This window comes from Acidimicrobiales bacterium, from assembly GCA_022452035.1.
Classification (GTDB): Bacteria; Actinomycetota; Acidimicrobiia; order Acidimicrobiales; family MedAcidi-G1; genus UBA9410.
In genome coordinates this window covers 23,240-44,661 of record JAKURV010000017.1, presented here as the reverse complement: position 1 = coordinate 44,661, position 21,422 = coordinate 23,240, and the positions used below count along the sequence as shown (strand labels likewise).

At 68.2% G+C, this 21,422-nt stretch carries 21 protein-coding genes; 4 read left to right on the top strand and 17 right to left on the bottom strand.

Annotation, left to right across the window (positions count from 1 at the left end):
* Nucleotides 1-71 precede the first annotated feature (71 nt).
* From MK181_07430 to MK181_07415, 4 genes are read right to left on the bottom strand one after another with little or no spacing between them, the layout of a single operon-like run.
* The gene (locus MK181_07430) at nt 72-368 is read right to left on the bottom strand and encodes an MGMT family protein (GenBank protein ID MCH2419631.1); all 297 of its coding nucleotides are present in this window, start codon (nt 366-368) and stop codon (nt 72-74) included.
* 7 nt (nt 369-375) lie between these two features.
* Nucleotides 376-909: an adenylate/guanylate cyclase domain-containing protein gene (locus MK181_07425; protein MCH2419630.1), complete on the bottom strand. Its 534-nt coding sequence runs from the start codon at nt 907-909 to the stop codon at nt 376-378.
* A complete protein-coding gene (gene lgt / locus MK181_07420) occupies nt 906-1,733 on the bottom strand; it encodes a prolipoprotein diacylglyceryl transferase (protein MCH2419629.1) in 828 nt (275 codons plus the stop codon). Before lgt ends, MK181_07425 begins: the two co-directional genes overlap by 4 nt.
* A 27-nt stretch (nt 1,734-1,760) precedes the next feature.
* Entirely contained in the window at nt 1,761-3,563 is a 1,803-nt protein-coding gene (locus tag MK181_07415; protein MCH2419628.1) for an acyl-CoA dehydrogenase C-terminal domain-containing protein, read from the bottom strand.
* A 63-nt stretch (nt 3,564-3,626) separates the two neighbouring features.
* On the opposite strand from MK181_07415, the gene MK181_07410 reads away from it, so the two are divergent.
* Complete coding sequence (locus MK181_07410; GenBank protein ID MCH2419627.1) at nt 3,627-4,079, top strand: nuclear transport factor 2 family protein; 453 nt, start codon at nt 3,627-3,629, stop codon at nt 4,077-4,079.
* Here MK181_07410 and MK181_07405 read toward each other — a convergent pair.
* Nucleotides 4,047-4,703: a thymidine kinase gene (locus MK181_07405; GenBank protein MCH2419626.1), complete on the bottom strand. Its 657-nt coding sequence runs from the start codon at nt 4,701-4,703 to the stop codon at nt 4,047-4,049. The genes MK181_07410 and MK181_07405 overlap by 33 nt on opposite strands.
* 28 nt (nt 4,704-4,731) lie before the next feature.
* Complete coding sequence (locus MK181_07400) at nt 4,732-7,515, bottom strand: vitamin B12-dependent ribonucleotide reductase (GenBank protein MCH2419625.1); 2,784 nt, start codon at nt 7,513-7,515, stop codon at nt 4,732-4,734.
* 346 nt (nt 7,516-7,861) lie between these two features.
* On the opposite strand from MK181_07400, the gene MK181_07395 reads away from it, so the two are divergent.
* A complete protein-coding gene (locus tag MK181_07395; GenBank protein ID MCH2419624.1) occupies nt 7,862-8,623 on the top strand; it encodes a dihydrofolate reductase family protein in 762 nt (253 codons plus the stop codon).
* A 31-nt stretch (nt 8,624-8,654) separates the two neighbouring features.
* On the opposite strand, the gene MK181_07390 is transcribed toward MK181_07395, so the two are convergent.
* Nucleotides 8,655-9,155: a LysM peptidoglycan-binding domain-containing protein gene (locus MK181_07390; protein MCH2419623.1), complete on the bottom strand. Its 501-nt coding sequence runs from the start codon at nt 9,153-9,155 to the stop codon at nt 8,655-8,657.
* 190 nt (nt 9,156-9,345) lie between these two features.
* Here MK181_07390 and lexA point away from each other — a divergent pair, with 190 nt between their 5' ends.
* A complete protein-coding gene (gene lexA / locus MK181_07385; GenBank protein ID MCH2419622.1) occupies nt 9,346-9,978 on the top strand; it encodes a transcriptional repressor LexA in 633 nt (210 codons plus the stop codon).
* 33 nt (nt 9,979-10,011) lie between these two features.
* On the opposite strand, the gene dapE is transcribed toward lexA, so the two are convergent.
* From dapE to recA, 8 genes are all read right to left on the bottom strand, one after another.
* Complete coding sequence (gene dapE / locus MK181_07380; protein ID MCH2419621.1) at nt 10,012-11,073, bottom strand: succinyl-diaminopimelate desuccinylase; 1,062 nt, start codon at nt 11,071-11,073, stop codon at nt 10,012-10,014.
* A gap of 16 nt (nt 11,074-11,089) precedes the next feature.
* Nucleotides 11,090-11,914, bottom strand: coding sequence for a 2,3,4,5-tetrahydropyridine-2,6-dicarboxylate N-succinyltransferase (locus MK181_07375; GenBank protein ID MCH2419620.1), 825 nt, complete (start codon nt 11,912-11,914; stop codon nt 11,090-11,092).
* 62 nt (nt 11,915-11,976) lie between these two features.
* The gene (locus tag MK181_07370; GenBank protein MCH2419619.1) at nt 11,977-13,035 is read right to left on the bottom strand and encodes an aminotransferase class I/II-fold pyridoxal phosphate-dependent enzyme; all 1,059 of its coding nucleotides are present in this window, start codon (nt 13,033-13,035) and stop codon (nt 11,977-11,979) included.
* Nucleotides 13,036-13,106: 71 nt separating this feature from the next.
* Nucleotides 13,107-14,501: a GTPase HflX gene (gene hflX / locus MK181_07365; protein MCH2419618.1), complete on the bottom strand. Its 1,395-nt coding sequence runs from the start codon at nt 14,499-14,501 to the stop codon at nt 13,107-13,109.
* On the bottom strand, nt 14,494-15,306 hold the full coding sequence (gene dapF / locus MK181_07360; protein ID MCH2419617.1) for a diaminopimelate epimerase: 813 nt from the start codon (nt 15,304-15,306) through the stop codon (nt 14,494-14,496). The genes hflX and dapF overlap by 8 nt, the downstream gene beginning before the upstream one ends.
* A 61-nt stretch (nt 15,307-15,367) precedes the next feature.
* Nucleotides 15,368-16,294 carry a tRNA (adenosine(37)-N6)-dimethylallyltransferase MiaA gene (gene miaA, locus MK181_07355; protein ID MCH2419616.1) on the bottom strand — a complete coding sequence of 309 codons (927 nt, stop codon included), beginning with the start codon at nt 16,292-16,294 and terminating at the stop codon, nt 15,368-15,370.
* A 5-nt stretch (nt 16,295-16,299) separates the two neighbouring features.
* Nucleotides 16,300-17,763 carry a MiaB/RimO family radical SAM methylthiotransferase gene (locus tag MK181_07350; protein MCH2419615.1) on the bottom strand — a complete coding sequence of 488 codons (1,464 nt, stop codon included), beginning with the start codon at nt 17,761-17,763 and terminating at the stop codon, nt 16,300-16,302.
* An 88-nt stretch (nt 17,764-17,851) separates the two neighbouring features.
* Entirely contained in the window at nt 17,852-18,958 is a 1,107-nt protein-coding gene (recA, locus tag MK181_07345) for a recombinase RecA (GenBank protein MCH2419614.1), read from the bottom strand.
* Nucleotides 18,959-19,182: 224 nt separating this feature from the next.
* Here recA and msrB point away from each other — a divergent pair, with 224 nt between their 5' ends.
* Nucleotides 19,183-19,614, top strand: coding sequence for a peptide-methionine (R)-S-oxide reductase MsrB (gene msrB / locus MK181_07340; protein ID MCH2419613.1), 432 nt, complete (start codon nt 19,183-19,185; stop codon nt 19,612-19,614).
* A gap of 9 nt (nt 19,615-19,623) precedes the next feature.
* Here the strand turns inward: msrB and thpR are convergent, their stop codons facing one another.
* Both thpR and MK181_07330 read right to left on the bottom strand, forming a co-directional pair.
* Complete coding sequence (gene thpR / locus MK181_07335) at nt 19,624-20,118, bottom strand: RNA 2',3'-cyclic phosphodiesterase (protein ID MCH2419612.1); 495 nt, start codon at nt 20,116-20,118, stop codon at nt 19,624-19,626.
* Nucleotides 20,119-20,138: 20 nt separating this feature from the next.
* Nucleotides 20,139-21,401 (bottom strand): competence/damage-inducible protein A, encoded by a 1,263-nt coding sequence (locus tag MK181_07330; protein ID MCH2419611.1) that lies wholly within the window; start codon nt 21,399-21,401, stop codon nt 20,139-20,141.
* Nucleotides 21,402-21,422 lie beyond the last annotated feature (21 nt).

The following is a 21,422-nucleotide window of genomic DNA, read 5'->3' as shown; positions in this document are numbered from 1 at the left end:
GACCCGGGAGGGCACCACCCAGCCTACCGGCGCCCCGTCATAGCGGGTGGACTGCTCGGCGCGACAGGAACTCAGACGGGTCGGACCCGACCGTCGGCGGTGGCTACGCCCTCGGCGGCTAAGCGCCGGGCCTGCTCCAGTTCATGGCCCGGAACTAGACGGCCGGTGGAGGTCACCACCCGCCACCAGGGGTGGCCGTCGTGGTCGCGTAGGAAACGACCGACGGCCCGATGGGCCCCCGGATGTCCGGCCTCGGCCGCCACTTCTCCGTAGGTCATCACCTCGCCGGGCGTCAGGTCGGTCAGCACAGCGGCCACCGCTGCCTCAAACGGCGTGAGCCCGGTGCCCCGGTGGGGTTGTTCGGACACCGATCGCTCAGGAGTCGCCCACCGGGGTGAGGCGGACCAGGTCAATGGGTTCGACGAAGCCGGGAATCTCGTGGCAACCCAGGGGGGCCGCCTCGGCGTTCACCATCTCCAGGTTCACCGTTCCCACCTGGGCCAGGATCTCGTGGGGTTTCGCTCGATCACAGAGCCGCGAAGCCAGGATCACCGCCCTGCCGACGTGGTCATCGCCGTCGATGAGGAGCACCGGCCCCCGGGCGATGCCGGCTCGCATGGGTCGGGGCGACTGGGTGTAGTCGACCAGACGCTCGATGTCGATGACCGCTTCGACCAGGTCCTCCGAATGGACCCCGACCATCATCGCTCCGTCGCCCAGCCACTTGGCCATGCGTACCCCCCGCTCTGATGCCACCTGCCGGACGACGTTCCTGAAGTTACGGATCACGTCGTAGGCCGCCGCATCGCCCTCCCTGTCTGTGTAGGCGGTGAAGCCGCTGATGTCGAGGAAGGCGAAGGTCCGCTCGACCCGCTTCAGGTCCCTCCTCGGGAGATCGTCGATGGTCATGTCGTGGCCCCGTCGCTCCCGGCACCCGCTGGCGACTTGGCCGTCCGCCCGGTCCACGTCACCACGGCACCCACTCCGATGGCCGCCAGGGCCATCCACGTGTTGACCCGGACCCCGACGATCAGCGAGGCCTGGTCTACCCGGAGTGCCTCCACCCAGAGGCGTCCCAGCCCGTAGCCGAAGACCCAGAGGCCGACCAGGTATCCGGGTCGCAGGACCCCCCGTCGTTCGATCCGCACCAGGAACACGGCCAGGGCCACGTTCCACAGCCCCTCGTAGAGGAAGGTTGGGTGAAAGGTCGCAGCCTCCGAGTAGCCAGAGGGGCGGTGGGCGGCATCGATCTCCAGTGCCCATGGCAGGTCGGTCGGCCTGCCGAACACCTCTTGATTGAACCAGTTCCCCCACCGGCCGATGGCCTGGGCCACCGGGATGGTCGGCACCATCACGTCCATCGCCCCGGCCATGGACAGACCGCGGCGGCGGGCCACCAGGACGCCGACCGTCACGCCGGCCATCAGTCCTCCCGGGATACCCAGGCCACCCTGCCAGAGTGCCGGCACGTCCTCCCACCGCCCCTGGAAGGACCGCCAGTCGGTGGCCACGTGGTACAGCCGTGATCCGACCAGCCCGGCTGGCACGGCCCACAGGGCAATGGTCGACATGTCCTCCGGGTCTCCACCCCGGGCCGCGTGGCGCCGCCGGCTCCAGGCCACGGCGGTCAGGGCACCCAGGGCGATCATCAAGCCGTAGGCCCGTAATTCCAGCGGTCCGATCGAGAGCGAGTTGGCTGACGGGCTGGGGAGGGCTCCGAACAACCCGGCCATCGACGCCACCACCGTGGGTTGTCCCGATTAGGCCGAGAAGCCGTCGGCGGGCACGGCGTACAGGTCCCCGGCGCCGGCGGTGACCGCCCCGAGCTGGGCGCGGACCACGGGCAGCAACTGTTCTGCGTAGAAGCGGGCGACCACCACTTTGGTAGCCAGGTGGTCGGCATCGCCCTCGCCAGCGTCGAGTCGACGGCGGGCACCCAGGGCGAGGCGAGCCAGGAGCCACCCGCCCGCCAGCTGGCCAAACATCCTCAGGTACGGAGTGGCACCGGCCAGAGCGTCGTTCGGGTCGGCCAGCCCGTGGGCCATCAGCCACGAGGTGGCCTCCTCCATGGCCGACCGGGCATCGGCTAGGCCGCTGCGGATGGTCACGAAATCCTCGCCCGCCGCGGCCAGGTCAGAATCGATGGCTGCCATCTCAACGAGGAGGTCGCCCATGACCCCGCCCTCGCGCATGGGCAACTTGCGACCTACGAGGTCCATGGCCTGAATGCCGTTGGTGCCCTCGTAGATGGGCGAGATCCGGGAGTCCCGGAAATGCTGCGCGGCTCCCGTCTCCTCGATGTAGCCATATCCCCCGTGGACCTGGATGCCCAATGAGGTCATTTCGACGCCCACGTCTGTGCACCAGGCCTTGGAGATGGGGGTCAGCAACTCGGCCCTCTCGGAGGCCTTCTGGCGGACTGTCTCGTCCGGGTGGTGGGTGGCCATGTCGAGGGTCGCCGAGTTCAGGTAGAGAAGGCACCGCATGGCGTCAACGTAGGCCCGCATGGTCAACAGCATCCGTCGGACGTCGGCGTGGTCCACGATGACCGCCTGTTCACCGGCGGGACCACCGATGGCCCGTCCCTGGCGTCGCTCCCCGGCGTAGTCGGCAGCCTGCTGCAGGGCCCTCTCGGTGACGGCCAGGCCCTCCACGCCCACCCCAAGGCGGGCGTTGTTCATCATCTTGAACATGTACCGCATGCCCTGGTGTTCCTCGCCCACCAAGTAGCCCACCGCGCCGTCGCCTGCGTCTCCGTACGAAAGCACGCACGTCGGGCTGGCATGTAGGCCCAGCTTGTGCTCGACCGACACGCAGGTGTAGTCGTTGCGTTCCCCCAGACTCCCGTCGTCGCCGACTAGGTACTTGGGGACCACGAAGAGGGAGATACCCCTTGTGCCGGGGGGGCTGTCCGGGGTCCGGGCCAGGACCAGTTGGATGATGTTCTCCGCGAGCTCGTGCTCGCCGAAGGTGATGAAGATCTTGGTCCCAAAGATTCGGTAGGTGCCGTCGTCTCCGGGTACGGCCCGGGTGGTCAGGGCGCCCACATCGGAACCGGCCTGTGGTTCGGTCAGGTTCATGGTGCCCGACCACTCGCCGGTCACCATCCGCGGCAGGTAGGTCTCCTTCATGCCCTCGTCGGCAAAGGTGTGCAGGGCGTCCAGGGCCCCTACGGTCAACATCGGCCCCATCGACCAGGCTCGCGAGGCGGTGGCCAGCATCTCGGTCATCACTGTCTGAACGGTGCCCGGGAAGCCTCCGCCCCCGTAGTCAGGGTCCTGCGAGATGGCCCCCCACCCGGACTCGACGTACATGTCCCACGCTTTGCCGAACGCGTCGGGAACGGTGACCACACCGTCGGTAACCGAGCAACCCTCCTCATCACCGATCCGGTTGACCGGCGCCACGACCTCAGCCACGAACCGCCCCAGCTCGTCCAGTACGCCGTCGACGATCTCCCGGTCTACGTGTTCGAAGTTGGGCAGCTCGCAGATGGCGGCGATGTCGGCGATCTCGTCCAGGACCAGACGAATGTCGGCTAACGGCGGCCGGTAGTCGGTCATGGGCGCACGCTACCGCCCACTCCCCGGCGGTTCGGGATCGGCGTTCGGGGTTAGGTTCCTGCGGTGACCACCGCCGACACGCTGATCGCCAACCTCCTATACAGGTACGCCGAGTTGATGGACGCCGGCCGCCTCGAGGAGTGCGTTGACCTGTTCGCCCACGCCCGGGTGGTCCTGGACGCTGATGCTGAGCCCCCGGTGGTCGTGGACCGCGACGGGCTGCTGGCCCTCTGGACCTCGCTGATCCGGATCCACGCCGACGGAACCCCACGGACCCGCCACCTGGTCGGCACCCCCATCCTGGAGGTCGACGAAGAGGCGGGAACGGCCGCCTGCCGCAGCACTTACACGGTGTTCCAACAGGTCGACGGCGGGCCGTTGCAACCGGTCATAAGCGGCCGTTACCTCGACCGGTTCGAGATGGTGGGCGGGTCCTGGAGGTTCAGCGAGCGGACCTACCGGGCCGACCTGGTCGGGGACCTGTCAAACCACCTGACGAGCCGGCTCGGTCTCTGACCCGGACCGTTCCGGGGCCTCTCCCTGGCCGGCCACTGGACCAGATTGGCCGGACAGCCAGTGGCGCCGGCAACGCAACTCGTAGGTCACCCGTTCGTCATTCGGGTCGTCGATAACGAACAGTTTGCCGTCGTAGACCTGCACGCCGTCCACCAGACGGGCGTTGTGAGTGGCCCGCGACCCGCACCAGCAGCGGGCCTCAACCTGGACCTCGACCCGCTCGTCGGCCAATTCCAGCAGCCGCCTGGTGCCCTCGAATAGCTCACCTTGGAAGGTGGTCAGCAGACCAAAGGCGAACACGTCGGCCCCTAACTCGTCGACGATGCGGGCCAGTTGGCCAATCTGTTCGGGACGGTAGAACTGGGCCTCGTCGCAAACCAGGTAGTCGAGGCTGCCCCGGCGGGATGCCACGGCCAGGGCCATCTCGAACAGGTCCAACTTGGGTCCGACCTCCACAGCGTCGGCCGAGACCCCTAAGGCACTGGAGACCTTGCCACCCGAACGGTCTAGTTGGCTGCAGAGGATCCCTTGCAGGCCGCGCTGCTTCAGGTTGTGGTGGATCTGGAGAGCCAGGGTGCTCTTGCCGGAGCCCATCGTCCCGAAGGAGAACCGCAACACGGCCATCAGCGGACCTCGGGTGCAAGCCGAGCGGTCACGAGCACCCGCTGGTGGCACCGCAGTCGGCGCATACGTAACAGGACCCGGCGCGCTGCATGGACACGCCGCACTGCATGCACATGGGGGCGTCGGCTCCGGAAGCGCCCAGGGACCCGAGGGCCAGGTGAGCGGCAAACTGGGTGGCCGACGGAACGGTGGGGGGGTCTGGCGGTACTTCGGATCCCTGACGGGTCTCGGTGACGGACTCCTCTACGCCGGGCAGGGTGGGCTGGGTGCGTTCGCTAGTGGTCAAGATGTTCAGTTCGGCCCGCTCCTCGGCGGTCAGGTACTCGACGGCCAGGCGTCGGAACAGGTAGTCGATGAGGCTGGTGGAGATTCGGAGGTCGGGATCGTCGGTCATTCCGGCCGGTTCGAACCGCATCCCGGTGAACGCGTCGACGAAGGCCCGAAGCGGAACGCCGTATTGCAGGCCGTGGCTGAGCGAGATGGCGAAGGCGTCCATGATCCCGGCCAGGGTCGAACCCTGCTTGGAGACGCGGACGAACACCTCTCCCGGACGGCCGTCGTCGTACTCACCGACGGTGACGAAGCCCTTGCAGTCCGCTACCCGGAACTCGAGGGTGCGGGACCGGCGGCGCCGCGGCAGTCGGCGGCGGACCGGTTCGGCCAGGGCCGCGGTGACATCCTCGACGGCGGCGGCTGGCTCCGGCGTCGATTCGTGGCCGGTGGACAGGGGCTGAGCCACCTTGCAGTTGTCCCGGTAGATGGCGACCGCCTTCAGGCCGAGCCGCCACGACTCCATGTACAGCTCCTCGACGTCATCGACGGTGACGTCCTCGGGCATGTTGCAGGTCTTGGAGATGGCCCCGGACAGGAACGGTTGGACGGCCCCCATCATCCGGATGTGGCCCATGTGGTGGATGGGGTTGTCGCCCATGGAGGTGGCGAACACGGCCACGTGCTCGGCCCGAACCTCCGGGCAGCCGACCACCGTCTGGTGCTCGTCGATCCAGGCCAGGATGGCAGTCGCCTGTTGGTCGTCGTAGCCCAGCCGGGCCAGTGCACGGGGAACGGTGCGGTTGACGATCGACATAGTGCCGCCCCCGACCAGGCGCTTGTGCTTCACCAGGCTGAGGTCCGGTTCGATGCCCGTGGTGTCGCAGTCCATGAGCAGGCCGATGGTGCCCGTGGGGGCCAGGACCGTGGCCTGGCTGTTTCTCACCCCAACGCGTTGAGCAAGGGCACAGGCCTCGAACCACGCCGTCCGGCCAGCGTCCACCAGCTCGGGTGCCACGTCGTCGTCCAGCATCTCGGCAGCCTCCCGGTGCATGTCCAGGACGCCCAGCATGGGTTCCCGGTTGTGCTCGTAGCCGTCGAAGGGGCCCATCCGGTCGGCCAACCGGGCCGAAGTCCGGTAGGCGTGTCCGGTCATCAGGGAGGTGACAGCGGCGGCCACTGACCGACCCTCGTCGCTGTCGTAGGGCAGGCCGAGGGCCATCAGGAGGGCGCCCAGGTTGGCATAGCCGAGACCCAGTTGGCGGAAGGCCCGCGTGGTCTCCCCGATGGCCACCGTCGGGTAGTCGGCGTTACCGACCAGGATCTCCTGGGCGGTGAGCATCACCTCGACCGCGTGGCAGAAGCCGTCTACGTCGAAACCTCCGATACCCGCCGTCTCGTCGTCGGTGGACCCGAGGAAGGCCAGCAGGTTCAGGCTGGCCAGATTGCAGGCCGAGTCATCGAGGTGGACATACTCGGAGCAAGGGTTGCTGGCCGTGATCCGGCCGGAGTTGGACGCGGTGTGCCAGCGGTTGATGGTGGTATCGAACTGGACGCCGGGATCGGCGCACTCCCATGCCGCCTGGGCCATCTGCCGGAAGAGGCCGCGGGCCCGAACCGTTTCGATTACCGCGCTGTCGGTAACTGCCCGGAGGTCCCAGTCGCCGTCGGACTCGACGGCCTGCATGAACTCGTCGGTGACCCGGACCGAGTTGTTGGCGTTCTGGTACATGATGGAGTGGCTGTCGGCGCCGTCGAAGCCGACGTCGAAGCCGGCCTCGGCCAGTACCCGCACCTTGCGCTCCTCACGGGCCTTGCACCAGATGAAGTCCCCGACGTCGGGATGGTCGGCGTCGAGGATCACCATCTTGGCCGCCCGTCGGGTCTTGCCTCCGCTCTTAATGGTGCCGGCCGACGCGTCGGCACCCCTCATGAAGCTCACCGGCCCGCTGGCATTCCCGCCGCCCCTCAACACCTCCCGGCTTGACCGGATTGCGCTCAGGTTGACGCCAGAACCGGAACCGCCCTTGAAGATGGTCCCCTCCTCGACGTACCAGTTAAGGATGGATGACATCTCGTCGTCCACGGAGAGGATGAAGCAAGCCGAGGCCTGTTGGGGCACGCCGGGAACGCCGATGTTGAACCACACCGGCGAGTTGAAGGCTGCCCGCTGGGTCACGATCAGGTACCGGAGCTCGGCGGCGAAGGCGTCGGCCTCGTCGCCGTCGACGAAGTAGCCGTCACGCAGGCCCCAGTCGGCGATCGCTCCGGCCACTCGGTCTGCGACCTGGCGCAACGAGCCCTCGCGCTCCGGGCTGCCTAGCGGCCCCCGGAAGTACTTCTGGGCGAGGATGTTGGTGGCATTTAACGACCAGGAGGACGGCACTTCGACGTCGTCCTGTTCGAAGGCCACGCTGCCGTCGCGGTGGTCAACCAGGCGAGAGGTCCGGTGTTCCCACGCCACCTGGTCGTAGGGGTCGGTCTCCGGGGTAGTGAAGCGGCGGCGGATCCCCAGGATCCCCCGCTCCGATGCCAGCGACATGTGCCCTTCCGCCCTCCTGCGGTCCTTGTCGATTCTGGGTCTACCCGTACCGATGGTACGGCCCCTCGGTGACACCCTTCCGGTGCCCCGACGACCTCCGAGGTCGTGGCCGACAGCGGCTGGCCCAGGTCGAGGAGACCCGGGCTCCACCCGTCGCGACGGATGGTGCGGACCTCCCAGCGTCACCCCAACGGGTCGGGGTGATGGTTCGTGCCGAGCCGACCGCCACCGACCACGAGGGGGAACCTACGGACACCAGCCTGTGGACCGATAGGGGGATTGGTTGTGGAATTCCCGGTGGACGACCACGGGGTTGTCCACAGCCTGGACCGGATACCGTCGCGCCGTGCGAATCCTCCACCCCAGCGACGGGCCCGAGGTTGACCCGGTCGAGGCTTATCTCGGCGACGACCGGCCGGCTCCCCCGGGTCGTCCGTGGGTGGTCGTCAACATGGTGGCCTCCATGGACGGTGCCACGACGGTGGCCGGTCGGTCGGGCGGCCTCGGCGGAACCGGCGACCGCCACGTCTTTCAGGCGCTCCGTGGGCTGTCCGACATGGTCCTGGTCGGTGCAGGAACCGTGCGAGCTGAGGGCTACCGACCGCCTCAAGACCCCGCCGGTCCGGTGGCTTCCCGACGCGCCGCCGAGGGACGGGCCCCGAGGCCCCGCCTGGTGGTGGTGTCCGGCTCCCTGGACCTTGACCCCACCCTCCCCCTGTTTGCCGAGAACGACCCCGGTGATCCGGCACCCCTGGTGGCTACCGTCTCGAGTTCTCCTGCCGACCGCCGGGCTGCCCTGGAGCCGCTGGCTGAGCTGGTGGTGTGCGGTGAGACGCTGGTGGACTTGACCGGGCTCCTGGCCACCCTCAACGACATCGGAGCGCGGACGGTGCTGTGCGAGGGTGGGCCACACCTCAACCACCAACTGTTCGCTGCAGGCCTGGTAGACGAGCTGTGCGTGTCGATTTCGCCGATGCTGGTCGGTGGCGTGGGCCTCGGGGGCCGGGCCCTGCTGGACGGTCCCAGCCTGGCCGTGCCGATCCGCCTCGGTCTGCACCGGGTGCTGTCTGAGGACGGGTTCCTCTTCTGCCGGTACCTGGTCTCCTAGGCACGGGATCGAATCCGGCGACGACGCTGGTTTAGCTGGAGGGCAGGACGACCCGCTGTCCCGGCTGGAGCATCGCCCCACCGGTGGACGCGGCCAGGCGGTCCACGGTGTGGCGGATGTCGCGGTCGTCCGGGGTGATCCGCTCGGCGATGGACCACAGCGTGTCACCCGGCTGGACCACATAAACCACGGGCTCGCCTGCCGCCTCGACGACGGCCGATCCGGGCGTGCCGGTGACCCGGGCGACCAGCTCGCCGCCTAGGAGGGAGAGAGCGGAGGCTAGGAGGCCGAGGGTCACGGCAACCAGCAGGCGGCGGCGGCGGTAGACGGTCAGGCTGGTAGCCGTCGGGCGGACCGGGGTCGCCTCGCGCCGGGCGGCAACTGCAGCCGGTTCGGCCGATAGGACGTCGGCTACCAGGCGCCGTAGGGCCGACGGGGCCGGAGAGGGCCGGTATGGCGAAGCGGGCCCGGCACCGTCAGAGAAATCGAGCGGAAGCTGGAGGGCTCGGGTGTCGAGGGTCATCGTGTCCATGTGATCCATCCTGACGATCGGGTGTGACAGGCCGGCCCCGAGACCGGCATAGGGTCCTTGACATGGAACGCCTGTTCGGGGAACATGTATTCGGCGTACAGGTGTTCGATCACGGTGATCAGTGTATCGAACATATGTTCGTTGTCAAATCGACCGGCACCCGTCGGTCAATCAGCGGAAAGAACGCACCATGACCGAGACAGGGCTCAGCAAGCGACAGCAGCAGATCCTTGAGTTCATCGACGCCGAGACCCGCCAGCGCGGCTATCCACCGTCGGTCCGCGAGATCGGCACGGCGGTCGGCCTCACCTCCCCGTCGACCGTCCACTCTCACCTGACCACCCTCCAGGACCGCGGCTTCCTCCACCGTGACCCCAGCAAGCCCCGAGCCATCGAGGTGCGGTTCGATCCGGTCAGCGGTGCGCCGGTGGAGCGTGCTCCGATCTGTCACGTTCCTTTGGTCGGCGACGTGGCGGCCGGAGTTGACGTCCTGGCCCACGAGAATGTCGAAGGGTCCCTCCCCCTCCCCGCCGAGTTCACCGGCGATGGGGAGCTGTTCATGCTCCGGGTCCGGGGCGACTCGATGATCGAGGCGGGCATCCTGGATGGCGACCACGTGGTTGTGCGCTCTCAGCCCACCGCCGACCAGGGCGACCTGGTGGTGGCGGGTATCCCGGGCGGCGAAGGCACCGTGAAGCACTTCCGAACCGAGGGCGAGACCGTGGTCCTGGTCCCGGCCAACCCGGCCTTCTCCGAACAGCGCTACCCAGCCGACGAGGTCACGGTCTTCGGAAAGGTCGTGACCGTCCTACGTCGGATCTGAGACCACCGTCGGGGGGTCTGGCACTCCGACGGCTCAGATCCCGTTCTCCATCAGGTCCCTCAGGACGGCGTAGCAGGACTCCAACGACGACCGCTCCACCCGCTCGTCCGCGGTGTGGGCCAGTGTCGACTCTCCCGGACCGAGGTTGACCGCCGGTACTCCCCGCTCGGAAAAGAACGCCACGTCGGTCCAACCCAGCTTGGCCCCTACCTTCAGGCCGTTCCGTTCCACGACGGCCCGTAGGAGGGGATGAGACAGCCCCGGGGCGGCGGCCAGCGAGTGGTCCACCAAATCCACCTCGTCGCCCTCTTCCAGGTGCGGGGCCAGGAACCCCCGCACGTGGGCTTCGGCCTCGTCGCCGGTCCGGTCCGGCGCGTAACGGTGGTTGATCCGCACCATGGCCCGGTCAGGCACTACGTTGCCGGCCACCCCGCCCTCGACGTGCACGGCCTGGAGGGCCTCCCGGTACCGGCAGCCGTCCACTACGGGCTCCCGGTGCTCGTAGCCGTTCAGGGCGTCCAGCAGCCCTCCTAGGCGGTGGACGGCGTTGCGTCCCATCCAAGGCCGGGCCGTGTGGGCCCGGGTGCCGGCCAGGGTCACCTCAAAGCGCATCGTCCCCTGGCAGCCCGCTTCGACGGCTCCACCGGTCGGCTCTCCGAGGATGGCCACATCACCGTCCAGCAGGTCCGGAGCCTCGGCGAACAACTCCCGAAGGCCGTTGTGGGCGATGGCCACTTCCTCGCGGGCGTATAACACCCACGTCACGTCAATCGCCGGTTCCGACATGGTCCGGGCCAACTCCAGCATCACGGCCAGGCCGCCCTTCATGTCGGCGGCCCCCAAACCCCAGAGGGTGTCACCGTCCAGGCGGGACCCCGTGGTGTCGCCGGGAACGGTGTCGGTGTGACCGGCCAGGATGAGGCGGTGGTCACGACCCAGGTCGGTCCGGGCCACCAGGTTGTCGCCGATACGGTCAACGCCGAGCCCTGGTACGGCCCTTAGTTCGGCCTCCAGACGAGCCACGAGGTCGGCCTCGTCGAAACTGACCGACGGAATGTCGACCAGCTCGGCAGTCAGGGCCAGCAGGTCGGTCACGGCAGGGAGACCGATGTCAGGTGGTGACGCCGTGACGACGCAGCACGTCGTTGAGGGTCGACTTGTCGTGGCGCTCGCCGGGGTCCAGGCGCTTGAGCACGAGGACGCACGGCAGTCCGTACTCTCCGCCCTCGAAGACCTTCGGCCGGGTGGCCTGCACGGCCACACACCAGTCGGGTACAACACCTCGGGAGATCTCCTCGCCGGTCTCGGCGTCGATCACTGGGATGGAACCGGTGAGGACCGCCCCGGCCCCCAGCACCGCTCCGTTGCCCACCCGGGCCCCCTCGGCCACGATGCATCGGCTGCCGATCAGGCAGTCGTCGCCGATCACCACCGGCACGGCATTGGGCGGCTCCAGCACGCCGCCGATGCCCACCCCACCCGAGAGATGGACGTTTTGTCCGATCTGGGCGCAGGACCCGACGGTGGCCCATGTGTCGACCATGGTGTTATCGCCCACATAGGCGCCGATGTTCGTGTAGCTGGGCATCATCACGACGCCGGGACCCTGGTAGCTGCCCCATCTGGCTTGAGCGCCGGGCACCACCCGTACCCGGCGCTCCGCCCAGCCCGTCTTGAGGGGGATCTTGTCGGTGAACTCAAAGGGGCCCATCTCGATGGTGGTCATCTGGGACTGGCGGAACAACAGGAGGATGGCCAGCTTCAGCCACTCGTGGACCACCACCCCCCCGGAACCGTCGGGCTCTGCCACCCGAGCCTGCCCGGTGTCCAACAGGTCGATGGCGGCGTGGATGGCCGCGTTGGCCCCGGCGTCGTCGACCGACAGGTCAGCGCTCCCGGCCCACAGCTCTTCGATCTGTGTCTGGAGGTCGGACATGGTGCTGAGGCTACTGCCAGGCCCCGCGTCAATCGGGACCGGTTCCGGTGCGCGCAGGACGGTTAGCCGGAGAGGGAGTCGGCCCGACGGCGCACCACCTCTAGCTCGTCGTCGGTGACCACGGCAGCCACCCGAACCCGACCGGCGCCGTCCGGGCCGAAGACGGTGCCCGGGCTAACTAGCACCCCGAGCTCTGAGGCCAACTGCCGGACAAGGGTCATGTGGTCGCCTCCCGGCGCCTCCGCCCAGAGGTAGAAACCGCCCTCCGGCATCCTGGCTTCGACCCCCACGGCTCCGAGAACCTCGACGAGTACCTCCAGGCGTCGCCGGTAGCGGGCGGCCTGGACCTCCACGTGAGCCTGGTCCCGCAGCGCTGCCGCCCCCGCCGCCTGGGCCGGACCCGGAATCAGGAAACCCTGATGGCGGCGGGTCTCGCGTAGGTACCAGGCCAGGTCGGGGTCGCCGGCATAGAAGCCGACCCGCAAGCCGGCCAGGTTCGACCGCTTGGACAGCGAGTGCACAGCTAGCACCCCTTCGACACCGTGTTGCAGAATCGACCGGGGAGGGCCGCTCCAGGTGAACTCCACATAGCACTCATCGGACAACACCGGAATGCCCCGCTCTCTCCCCCACCGGGCGGCCTCCCCTAGGTCATCCAGCCCGCCCGCCGGGTTACCTGGGGTGTTGACCCACAGGCACAGGGCCCGAGCCGCGTCAGCCTCGTTGACGGCCGAGAGGTCGATCCGCCACTCGGCGTCCAGCGGCACCGGCACGGCCCGACAGCCGGCAAGAACTGCTCCCATGGCGTAGGTGGGATAGGCCACGGCCGGATGAAGGACCGTGTCCCGCTCGGGGTTACGGAGCCTCAGGAGGTGAGGTAGTCCGCTGACCAGCTCCTTGGTGCCTACACAGGCCCCGACTTGTTCAGCCTCGAGGGTCACGTCGATCCTTCGGCTACACCAACCGACTACGGCATCCAGGAGCTCTGGTGTCCCGACCGAGGGCGGGTACGGTCGAGCCGGGCCCGGTTCAGCTAGAGCAGAGGCCACCACCGCAGGGACCGGGTCGCACGGTACGCCGCGGGACAGGTCGATCGCCCCGCCGGGCAGAGCAGCCGCCATCTCTCGCACCTCGGGTGGTACGTCAAACGGGTAGGGCGGTGGGACAAACCCGTTCGGATCGACTGCACCCGTCACCGACCGGCCTCCTCGTCGTTTTCTGTGTTGGTCCGGTACCCGGCCAGGCGGCCCGCTGAGCCATCGTCGACTCGGACCCGGATGGTCCAGCCTTCGGCCTCCTCCTCGACGTCAAGGACCTCGCCCTCCCGGTGAGCCATGGCCAGGATGTCGCCCCGGTCGTAGGGCACCGAGAGTTCAGCCACGACGGTGTGGCGTCGGAGCTGACGGCCCACGGCAGCCAGCAGGTCGTCGAGGCCGTCGCCGGTGGCTGCCGAAACGGCCACCGACCCCGGTTCCCGGTCTACGAGACGGGAGGCCGACTCGGGAGCCAGGTCCGCCTTATTGAAGGCGTACATCTCGGGTACGCGCTCAGCACCGATCTCGTCCAGCACGGACCGGACAGCGGCAATGCAACCCTCGGGGTCAGGATCCGAGGCGTCTACAACGTGGACCAGGAGGTCGGCGTCGACCACCACGTCGAGCGTCGACTTGAAGGCCTCGACCAGTTGGTGAGGCAGCTTGCGTATGAAGCCGACCGTGTCGCTGAGGAACACCGCCTCACCGCCAGGGAGCTGGAGTCGCCTCGTCGTGGCGTCGAGCGTGGCGAACAGCCGGTCCTCGACCAGGATCCCGGCATCGGTCAGGCGGTTCAGGAGCGTGGACTTCCCGGCATTGGTGTAGCCAACGATGGCAACCGCCCGGTTACTAGTCCGGTGACGGGCCTTGGACTGGGTCGACCGGTTCTTGCGGATACGTCCGAGGTCGGACTCCAGACGGGTGACTCGGCGCATGAGCCGACGACGATCCACCTCCAACTGCGTCTCCCCGGGTCCCCGGGTCCCGATGCCGCCGGCTTGCTGGCTGAAAATACGCCCCGAGTGGCGGAGCCGGGGGAGCCGGTACCGAAGTTGAGCCAGCTCGACCTGGGCCTTGCCCTCCGGGCTGCTGGCGTTCTGGGCGAAGATGTCAAGGATCACCGCCGTGCGATCCAACGCCGTTCGCTTCAGGATCGCCTCGAGGTTTCCCTGCTGTGCCGGGGTGAGGTCGTTGTCAAAGACCACGGTGTCGGCGTCCACGGCCTCTGACACCGTCAGGATCTCCTGGGCTTTGCCCCGACCGACGTAGGTGGCCCGGTCGGGAGCCTCACGCCGCTGGAGTACACGGGCCACCGGGTCGGCCCCGGCAGTGTCCACCAGGCGAGCCAGCTCGTCCATGGAGGCGTCGGTGGCCTCAGGATCGGCCCGCTCAAGGGTGACACCGGCCAAGACGATCCGCTCCCGAAAGGCCCGGTCGATGAGGCCCGTGGCCTCGCCGCCGAACTCCCCGAACGCACCCCGGTGGGTCTCTCCGTCGTCCGGGTCGACCACCCCGTTGGGGAACGGGTCGAGGTCGTCGGTGGGATCAGCCATCAGGGGTGACCACTGGGTCGACATCGTGGTCGTCGACGTGGACGGCCGGACCAGTCAGGAGGATCGGGTCGGCCACGGTCACCGTCGCCCGACCACCCGGCATGTGGACGGCCACCACCTCGTCGACCAGGCCCCACGATCGGAGCACGTGGGCCGACGCGCAGGCTCCGGTGCCGCACGCCTCGGTGAGGCCGGCCCCTCGCTCCCAGGTCCGCAGGCGGACCTCCGACCGATCCTGAACGGAGACCAGGTTTACGTTGCAGCCCACCGGGGCGAAGGCCGCCTCGACGACCGGGCCTACTCGGCCCAGGTCCACGGTGTCCGGATCGTCGACCAGGACCACCAGGTGGGGGTTACCCACGTCGGCGCTCTCCATCCTCCGTACCTCTTGGCCACCCAGGTCGACCTCTAGGCCATCAAACGACGGACCCGGCCCGGCCGAACCCATCTCGACCGTGGCTAGGACCTCCTCGTCGGCCGGGGAGCCGTCAACCACGACGCGCCGGGGCCCGGCCGCCGTTCCCACCACCAGGTCAATACCGTCAGTGACCGACTCGCGAAGCAGGGCCTGGCCGAAGCACCGGAGGCCGTTGCCGCTCAACTCGGCCCGACTGCCGTCGCTGTTGAACAGGGTGAAGGAACGGTCGTGAACGTCGTCCGGAGTACCGAAGACCAAGCCGTCAGCGCCGATGCCGTCCGTCCGGTGGCAAAGCCGGCGGGCCAGTTCCGAGGCGCCGTCGGGCACCTCGTCGGCAAAGGTGATCAGGAAGTCGTTGCCGAGGCCATGGTGGCGGGTCAGGTGCACAGGACCAGTCTCGTCCACGACTGACCGGCCGACACGGTCCGTTCCCCGGCGACCCGGGCCGTCACTGCTCGGTTCCGCACCGGTCGAAGGCCTCGAGCACGCTTTCCAGAACGGCCAGCGGCTCCTCAGCTACGTCAAACCACTGGATCCGGGGATCCCGACGGAACCACCGCTCCTGGCGGCGGGCAAACCGGCGGGTAGCTACTACGGCATCGCCCACAGCTTCGTCCAGGGTGCACTCGCCCCGGAGGTGAGCGAGGAGTTCCCGGTAGCCGAGGGCCTGGGCCGCCGACCGGGAGGGGCCTCCCGGGAGGGCGGCTAGGGCACGGACCTCGTCGAGGAACCCTTCGTCCATCTGGCGTTCGTACCGTTCGGCGATGCGGCGGTCCAGCACGTCGCGGTCCACCCGGAGACCCACCTGGGTAAACCGGGTGGGAGGGTAGGCCTCCAGCCCCGGTCCGAATGATGAGAAGGGACGACCGGATCCGAGAGTCACCTCGAGGGCCCGCAGGACCCTCCGCCGGTTGGTCGGCTCCATCCGCTGAGCAGCTACCGGATCCAAGTCGAGTAGCCGGGCGTGGAGGCCCACGGTGTCGTCGTCGGACTCCAGGTCAGCCCGAACCTGGTCGTAACGACCAGGGATCTCCAGGTCGTCCACCACGGCTCGGACGTGTAGGCCGGTTCCTCCCACCATCACGGCCCTCTGTCCCCGGTCCGTGATGTCGTTTAGCGCTCCGGAGGCCGCCTTTTGGAATTCCGAGACCGTGAACTCCTCAGTGGGATCGACTATGTCCAACAGGTGGTGTGGAACCTCGTTGCGTTCGGCCAACGTGGGCGACGCTGTACCGATGTCCATTCCCCGGTAGAGGGCCATGGAGTCCATTGAGATCAGCTCCACGCCGGGGCGCTGCCGTGCCACCTCGAGGGCCAGGGCCGATTTGCCCGACGCCGTGGCCCCGATGACCACCAGGTGCCCGTTAGGGGCCACCGTCCTCAGGCCGACGCGACGGGGATCCGGCGTCGGTGCTGGGGCGGGGCCGTGACTTCCACCAGGTCGGCATGAAGGTAGTGGGTGGCGGCATCGACGATCTGGACGTCGGCGTACGCCCCGGGGCGCAGGCCGTCGGCCGCCGCCAGGTGCACCAGCTTGTTCTGGCGAGTCCGCCCGGTGACCTGGTCGGGTTCCCGCTTGGCAGGACCCTCGATAACCACCTCCTCGACCCGGCCGATACGGGCCCGGTGGGTGAGCATCGCCGACCGCTTCAGGACCTGTTGCAGACGTTCGAAGCGGTCTACGCAGACGTCGTGGTCGACGAAGTCCCCGACCATGGTCGCCGCCTCCGTCCCTGCTCGGGGGGAGAAGACGAAGCAGTACGCCGAGTCGTAACCGGCCTCTGCAACCATTTCCAGAGTGGATTCAAAGTCAACTTCGGTCTCCCCGGGGAACCCCACGATGAGGTCCGTGGTAACGGCAAGGTCTTCAATACCGGCCCGTGCGGCCGCCAGGCGCTCCATGTACCGCTCGGCGGTGTAGCCGCGGTGCATGGCGGCCAGGATGCGGTCGCTCCCCGACTGGAGGGGAAGGTGCAGGTGCTCACACACGGCAGCGGTCTCCGACATGGCCACGATGGTCTCCGGGCGCAGGTCCTTGGGATGCGGGCTGGTGAACCGGACCCGACGGATGCCGTCGACCTCACCCACGGCAACTAGGAGATCGGCAAACAGTGGTTGGGCGCGTCGGGAGGAATCCTCAGCCCAGCGTCGACCGGCTTCGAACCGATCAGCGGGTCCGGCATCCAACGACCGGAGGCGCACGGTCAGGTCCCGTCCGTAGGAGTTGACGTTCTGTCCCAGCAGGGTCACCTCGGTCACCCCGTCCTCAGCTAGATCCCCAACTTCGCCGAGGAGTTCCCCGAACGGCCGGCTGATTTCCGGCCCCCTGACCGACGGCACGATGCAGAAGGCGCAGGAGTTGTCACACCCGATCTGGATGGTCACCCAGGCCTTATGGTCAGCGTCACGCTGGGTAGGAAGCGCTGAAGGGAAGGCCTCGGCATCGTCTCGAGCCGTCTCCTCCAGGATCTCCAAGACCGGCCCGTTGGCCCGGGCCTCGGCCAGCAGCTCAGCGGCCCGGTGCACGTTGTGGGTACCGAATACGACATCGACGTGGCCAGCGCGCCGCTGGATCAGGTCGCGGTCCTTCTGGGCCAAGCAGCCCCCTACCGCCAACTGGACGTCTGGACGGGCGTCCTTGAGCGCCTTCAGGTGGCCCAGGGCGCCGTAGAGCTTGTTGTCGGCGTTCTCTCGGATACAGCACGTGTTGAGGACAATCACGTCGGCCTCATCCTCGGTGGACGCCGGAACTAGGCCGTCAGCTTCGAGCAGGCCGGCGATGCGCTCGCTGTCGTGCTCGTTCATCTGGCACCCGTAGGTGCGCACCGCGTAGGTCCTCTCCACGGTGCAGAGGCTACGGCCCCGGCGCCCCCGTCGGGGCAGGCCGGGGCCGAGCACTGAACCCCGGAGGGGCGGGAGGAGGGAACCCCCGTCAGTCCTCCAGGGAGATCGGAAGGTCGTCGGCCTCGGTGAACTCGTCGGCCACCGCTTGGACCTCGGTCGGCGCCTCCGGCTCGGCCTCCAGCTCCTCGACAGGCTGGACTTCCCGCCAAACCCGGTCGGTGATCTCGACCATGACCTCGGGATTCTCCAGCAAGAACTTCTTGGCGTTCTCCCTGCCCTGGCCGAGCTGTTCGCCTTCGTACGTGTACCAAGCCCCTGACTTCTTGACTACGCCCAGGTCCACCCCGAGGTCCACCACGGAACCCTCACGGCTGATGCCACGCCCGTACATGATGTCGAACTCGGCCTGGCGGAACGGCGGGGCGCACTTGTTCTTGACGACCTTGACCCGGGTGCGGTTCCCCACCACCTCGAGGCCATCCTTGATGGCCTCGATCCGACGGATGTCCAAGCGGACCGAGGAGTAGAACTTCAGGGCTCGACCACCGGGCGTGGTCTCCGGTGATCCGAACATCACGCCGATCTTTTCCCGCAACTGGTTGATGAAGATGAGGATCGTCTGGGACTTGTTGAGGTTGGAGGTGAGTTTGCGTAGAGCCTGGGACATGAGGCGGGCCTGCAGGCCCACGTGTGCATCGCCCATCTCGCCCTCGATCTCGGCACGTGGGGTGAGGGCAGCTACGGAGTCGATTACCACCACGTCGAGAGCCCCGGAGCGTACGAGCATGTCGGCGATCTCGAGGGCCTGCTCTCCGGTGTCGGGCTGGGAGATTAGGAGTTCGTCTACATCGACGCCGATGGCCCGGGCGTAGGTCGGATCCATTGCGTGCTCAGCATCGATGTATGCGCAGATGCCGCCGTTGCGCTGTGCCTCGGCGACAACGTGGGTGGCCAGGGTGGTCTTGCCCGAGCCCTCCGGCCCGAAGATCTCAACGACCCTCCCCCGTGGGATGCCACCGATGCCTAACGCCAGGTCCAGCGCCAGGGCTCCGGTGGGCACCGTCTCGATGGCCATGGAGCCCTTGTCGCCCATCTTCATGACGGCGCCGGTTCCGAACTGCTTCTCGATCTGGCCCAGGGCCATGTCGAGGGCCTTGGTGCGCTCGGCCCCCGCCTCAAGGTCGCCACCGCTCATCGTCCTGCCATGCTTCGCCATGTTGGTTGCTCCGTTCTCTCCGGACCCTCGTGGTCCTGGTCAGGTTTCTGGATGTCTGTCGGAGTTGTCGCCGGCGACTCTAGGAAAGGCCTGTGACAACGGGTCCGGAACGAATGACAACAGCGTAATTGCGAACAGGCGTTCGATGCAAGTATTCTCCTCCGAATCGGTCATGGATGGCACGGGAACTACCGTCAGAGGCCATGGATGACCAGCTCACCCCCGAAGAGAAGCGGACCGCCCACGCCGAACGGAACCCCGACCTCCGTGAACGCCTGGACCCGATGGCCTGGCACTGCACCCAGGAGGCCGGAACCGAACGGGCCTTCACCGGCACCTACTGGGACGAGAAGCGAACCGGAACCTACCGCTGCGCAGCGTGCGACGCCGTGGTGTTCGACAGCGCTGCCAAGTTTGACTCCGGGTGCGGCTGGCCGAGCTTCACGGCTCCGGCCGAGGACGCTCGGATTGACGCCCGGGCCGACACCAGCCTCGGCATGGTTCGGACCGAGACCACCTGCGGCACGTGCGGTGCCCACCTCGGCCACGTGTTCCCTGACGGCCCGGCACCCACCGGTGACCGCTACTGCATCAACTCGGCCTGCATCGTGCTCGAGGAGCAGGCCCCAGCCTGACCGGCGCTGTCAGCCAGTCAGGGCGAATCGCTCTAGCACCTCGTAGGCGGCGCCGTCGTGAAGCAGGTGACTAGCCACCAAGCACACCTCACCCACCGGGAACTCGGCCGCTAGCGGAACCCCGACCGACCCAGGGGGTGCCGGGGCCCCAAGACGGGCCAGGGTGAGGTGCCCCACAAAGGGCCGGTCCTCGGGTTGCTCCCCCACCAGGGCCGTCCGGGTCACCACGGATGCGGCCAGCCCGTCGAGGCCGGACACCGGAACCACCACGGCGTGCCCGCCCAGCACGATCGTCGCCGGCCCCATGGCGGCCACCACCGCCTCGGCGTTCAGTCCGGCTAGGGCGACGCTGACCTCGCCCGGGTCCACCTCGCCCAGAAACCGTAGGGTCACGTGCCACTGGTCATAATGGGTCCAGCGCACCCCCGGGGCCGCCGGTCGGTCCAGTCGGGCCAGGACGTCTAACACCTCGGGCGGTGGGAGGACGGCGACGAAGCACCGCATGACGGGCCTCCGGCTACTGGTCAGTGCCCGGCGCGGTCTAGCAGGCGCAGGCGCAGGGCGTCGAGGACCGAAATAACCGTGAACTGACGGGTCCGCGTCCGGTCGAACGGCCACCGGACCCGGACCGACTCCACGACCCCGTCCACACAGGTGGCCATCCAGACTGTGCCCGGCTCTTGGCCGTCCTGCGGGTCGGGCCCCGCCACCCCGGTTACGGCCACCGACGCATCGGCCCCCAGCAGTCGGCACACCCCGATAGCCATGGCCTCGACGGCGGCTTCTCCGACCACCGGGCCGTCGGGAACGCCCAGGAGCGAGCGCTTGACGTCACCGTCGTAGGCCACCATCGATCCCACGTAGGCCCGACTGGAACCCGGAACCTCGGTGAGGCGGGTCCCGACCATCCCACCGGTCATCGACTCGGCGGTGGCCAGCCGGAGCCCCTGATCGACCAGTAGGTCGAGGACGACCGACTCCATGGTCTGGTCGTCCACTCCGAACACGATGGGCCCCACGATTCTGCGGACACGCGCCTCCTCGTCAGCCAGCAGGGCCTCGGCCTCGGGTCCGCTAGCCGCCTTGGCGGTGATCCGGATCTTCAGGCCCTCCATGCCGCTGGCCAGGAAGGCCAGCGTCGGCCCACCTTCGGTGTCCAGGCGGTCGATCTCGTCGGCCAGGTCCTCGGCCAGCCCTGACTCCGACTGGCCCCACGTGCGTAGCGTCCGCGACCGGATGACGCTGGCGATCCCAGCCCGCCGCTTCAGGTCGGGCAGGACCGTGCCCTCCACCATCTGACGCATCTCCCAGGGCACCCCGGGCACCGCGTAGAGGACCCGGGGGCTGTCGTCGCCCCCCTCGCCCACTGGGCATACCAGGCCCGGCGCTGTGCCTGGCATCTGCTCGATGGCCCGAGCTCCGACCGGCACCTCGGCCTGTCTCAGGTTGTTGGCCGGCATGGCGCGCCCCCGGCCACCGAACACGGCCTCGATCCTCTCCACCAGGGCGTCGTCCCGGACCAGGTCCACGCCCAGCACCTCGGCCAACACATCCCGGGTGATGTCATCCTGGGTGGGTCCCAGGCCCCCGGTCACGATCACGGCGTCGGCCCGGCCCAGGGCGTCGGCTATGGCGTCGCGCATCCGATCCCGGTTGTCACCCACCGCGGTGTGGCGATGGCAGTCGATGCCGGCCAGGGCCAACTGCTCCCCGATCCACGACGAGTTGGTGTCAACGATCTGGCCCAGCAGCAGCTCCGTTCCGACCGCCACCACCTCGCAACGCACGACGTCCTCTCCCTCCGCGGT